Source organism: Sandarakinorhabdus sp., from assembly GCF_040398645.1.
Lineage (GTDB): Bacteria > Pseudomonadota > Alphaproteobacteria > Sphingomonadales > Sphingomonadaceae > Sandarakinorhabdus.
Genome location: NZ_JBBATR010000034.1, coordinates 1 through 3,014 on the forward strand (window position 1 = coordinate 1; position 3,014 = coordinate 3,014).

The window sequence follows — 3,014 nt, forward strand, 5'->3', positions numbered from 1 at the left end:
TGGGGAACGGGCGCACCCAAAAACAACCGGGTGCAGGGGTCACCCCTGCCCGCCGCCCCGCATCAAGTGCGGGGTGACGAGTGTTCTCCTGAAATCACTCCGGCGTCACCACCTCCACCGGCAGGCCCAGCGACTTCAACTGCGGCTCCACTTTGGCGCGGTCGCCCACCACCACCCAGAGCAGTTGATCGGTGCCGAACAGCTGCACGGCCTTGTTGAGATCGGCGACCGTCAGCGCGCCGAGGCGGCGGGCGGCGGTGGTGTAGTAATCGTCGGGGCGGCCGAGCAGGTGGTTGCGTTCCATGGCGGACAGGAAGGCGCTGCCGCGTTCGAAATTGCCGGGCAGGGCCAGCACGCTGTTGGCGATGGTGCGGCCGCGTTCATCGGCGGTGATGGGGCGGGTGGTCTTGATCGCGGCGATGTCGGCCATGATGGCCTTCATGCTGTCGGCGGTGCGATCGGTTTGCACGGGCGCGTAGATCAGGCTGTGCAATTGGCCCTTGCCATCCGACAGGCCGGCATAGGCGCCGTAGGCCCAGTTTTTTTCCTCGCGAATGTCCATGGTGATGCGGCTGGTGGCCAGGCCGCCCAGCACATCGGCGGCGGCGCGCTCGGCAATCAGATTCTGGCTGCCGGTGATTGCCAGCAGGCTGCCGGCCAGGATCAGGCTTTGCGGGCTGTTCGGGCGATCGACGAAGATGATCCGCGCCGGCCGAGCGGCTGCTGGCGCGGCGGCTACTATGGTGCCGCGCGGCACTGCCGGATCGGCGCGCCATTTGCCGAATGCCGCCTCCAGCAGCGGCTGGAGTTCCGCCGCCGTGATATCGCCGGCGACAAACATCGTGGCATTGTCTGGCCGGATCCAGCGTTTGTGCCACTGGATCAGGGCCTCGCGGGTCAGCGCCTTCACGCTGGCCGCGGTGCCCAGCCCGCTTGGCGGTGCGCCATAAGGGTGGGCGATGCCGTACAGCGCCGGGGTGAGCAGGCGCTGGCCGATGCTGCCGGGATCGCTGGCTTCGCGGGCCAGGGCGCTCAATTGCTGGCCGCGCACCCGTTCCAGTTCGGCGGGCGGGAAATCCGGGCGCTGCACGATGGCGGCAAACAGATCGAGCGATTGCGGCAGATTGGATTTCAGCGCGTCCAATGACAATTTGGTGCGATCGAGCCCGGCCCCGGCACCGATGCCGGCGCCCAGCCGCTCGCGCAGTTCGGCAATCGCCGGGCCGCTGAGGCCGTCATGGCCTTCGTCCAGCAGGGACAGCGCCATCTGCTGAATGCCGAGCTGGCTGCGATCATCGGCGGCCATGCCGGCATCCACGCTCAGCATCATGCGCACCAGCGGCACCGTGGTGCGCCGGGCCAGCTCCACCTTGAGGCCATTGCTGAGGGTGAAGCGATCGATTTGCGGCCAGTTCAGCAGCGGCGGCGGGCCAACAGCCGGCTCCGCCATACGCGCCGTGCCGCGCGGCGCGGGTTTGCCAGCGGCGGCCTTTGGCGGCTCCGGCACCACTTCCGCGGCGGGGCGCGGCCCGGGCAGCACGGTCTGGATATAGGCGCCCTTGGCCAGCCAGAGCGCCGCGGCGGCCTGCACCTGTCCCGGCGTGGCATTGGCATACCAGCCCAGTTCGGTGCGGAAAAAGTCCGGATTGCCGGCATAAACCGCGCCTTCGGCCAGCGCGACCGCCTTGCCGCCAAAGCCGCCCACCGCCTCCAGCCCGCGAATGGAGCTGGCGACATTGCGCGTGGCGACGCGGCTGACTTCGTCGGCGGTCGGCCCCTTGGCGATGAAGTCGGCCAGCGCCGCGTTCACGCGGGCTTCGACATCCTCCAGCTTGGCGCCGGGCGACAGGGTCACTTCAATCTCGGCCATGCCAACTTGCTCAAAGGCTTGCACGCCGCCGCTGACGGATACCGCCAGCCGCGATTCGCGCACCAGCGCATTGTACAGCCGCGATGATGCCCCGCCGGCCAGCACCGTGAGCGCCACATCATTGAGCACCGCCGCCTGATCGAGCCGGCCGGGGATCGCCCAATGCCAGCTGATGCGCGGCGATGGCACCGTGTCCTTCAGGGTTTCGCGGCGCACCCCGGTCCACACCGGCACCGGCGCTGGCAGGCGCTTCACGTCCGGCCCGCGCGGGATGGCACCGAAATATTTGGCAACCAGCGTGCGCGCGGCGGCCACATCGATATCGCCGGCCAGCACCAGCACGGCATTGTTCGGGCCATAATTGGCGCGGAACCACGCCTGCACATCGCCCAGATTGGCAGCGTTCAGATCGGTCATCGAACCGATGGCGTCGTGGGCATAGGGGTGGCCGGCGGGAAACAGCGCCTTCAGCGTGGCTTCGCTGGTCAGGCCATAGGGCTCATTTTCGCCCTGGCGCTTTTCATTCTGCACCACGCCGCGCTGCGCATCCAGCTTGGCCTGCGTCACCGAGCCGAGCAGCCAGCCCATGCGATCGGATTCCAGAAACAGCGCCAGATCGAGCGCCTGGGTGGGCACATTCTCAAAATAATTGGTGCGATCAAACCAGGTGGTGCCATTGGCATCGGTCGCGCCCACATCCTCCAGCTTCTTGAAAAACACGCTGTCGTTGTTCTCGCTGCCGTAAAACATCAGATGTTCAAACAGATGCGCAAAGCCGGTCTTGCCCACCGGTTCATCCTTGGACCCGATGTGATACCACACACTCACCGCCACGATCGGCGCCTTGCGGTCGGTGTGCACAAACACGCGCAGGCCGTTGGGCAGCGTGAATTGCTCGTATGGCAGGCTGACCTGATCAACCAGCCGCGCGATGCTGGCCGGCGCGGCAGGCATCGGAACCGTCTGCGCACTGGCCATTTGCGCACACACCAGGCCCGCGGCAGCCAGATTGATCAATCGCTTCAACATATGCCCGGCCTTTTGCATGAACGCAGCTTGCATCGTCTTAACGTGCCTGTATCAATCTTCCAATGATCAAGCACAGCCTCCTCGCCGCCGCCGCCCTGCCACTCATCGCCGCAGC

At 66.6% G+C, this 3,014-nt stretch carries 1 protein-coding gene; it reads right to left on the reverse strand.

What is annotated here, in order from left to right; all coding sequences use genetic code 11:
- Positions 1-94: 94 nt before the first annotated feature.
- Complete coding sequence (locus tag ABWP50_RS08995) at positions 95-2,899, reverse strand: M16 family metallopeptidase (protein ID WP_353217662.1); 2,805 nt, start codon at positions 2,897-2,899, stop codon at positions 95-97.
- Between the last annotated feature and the right edge of the window lie 115 nt (positions 2,900-3,014).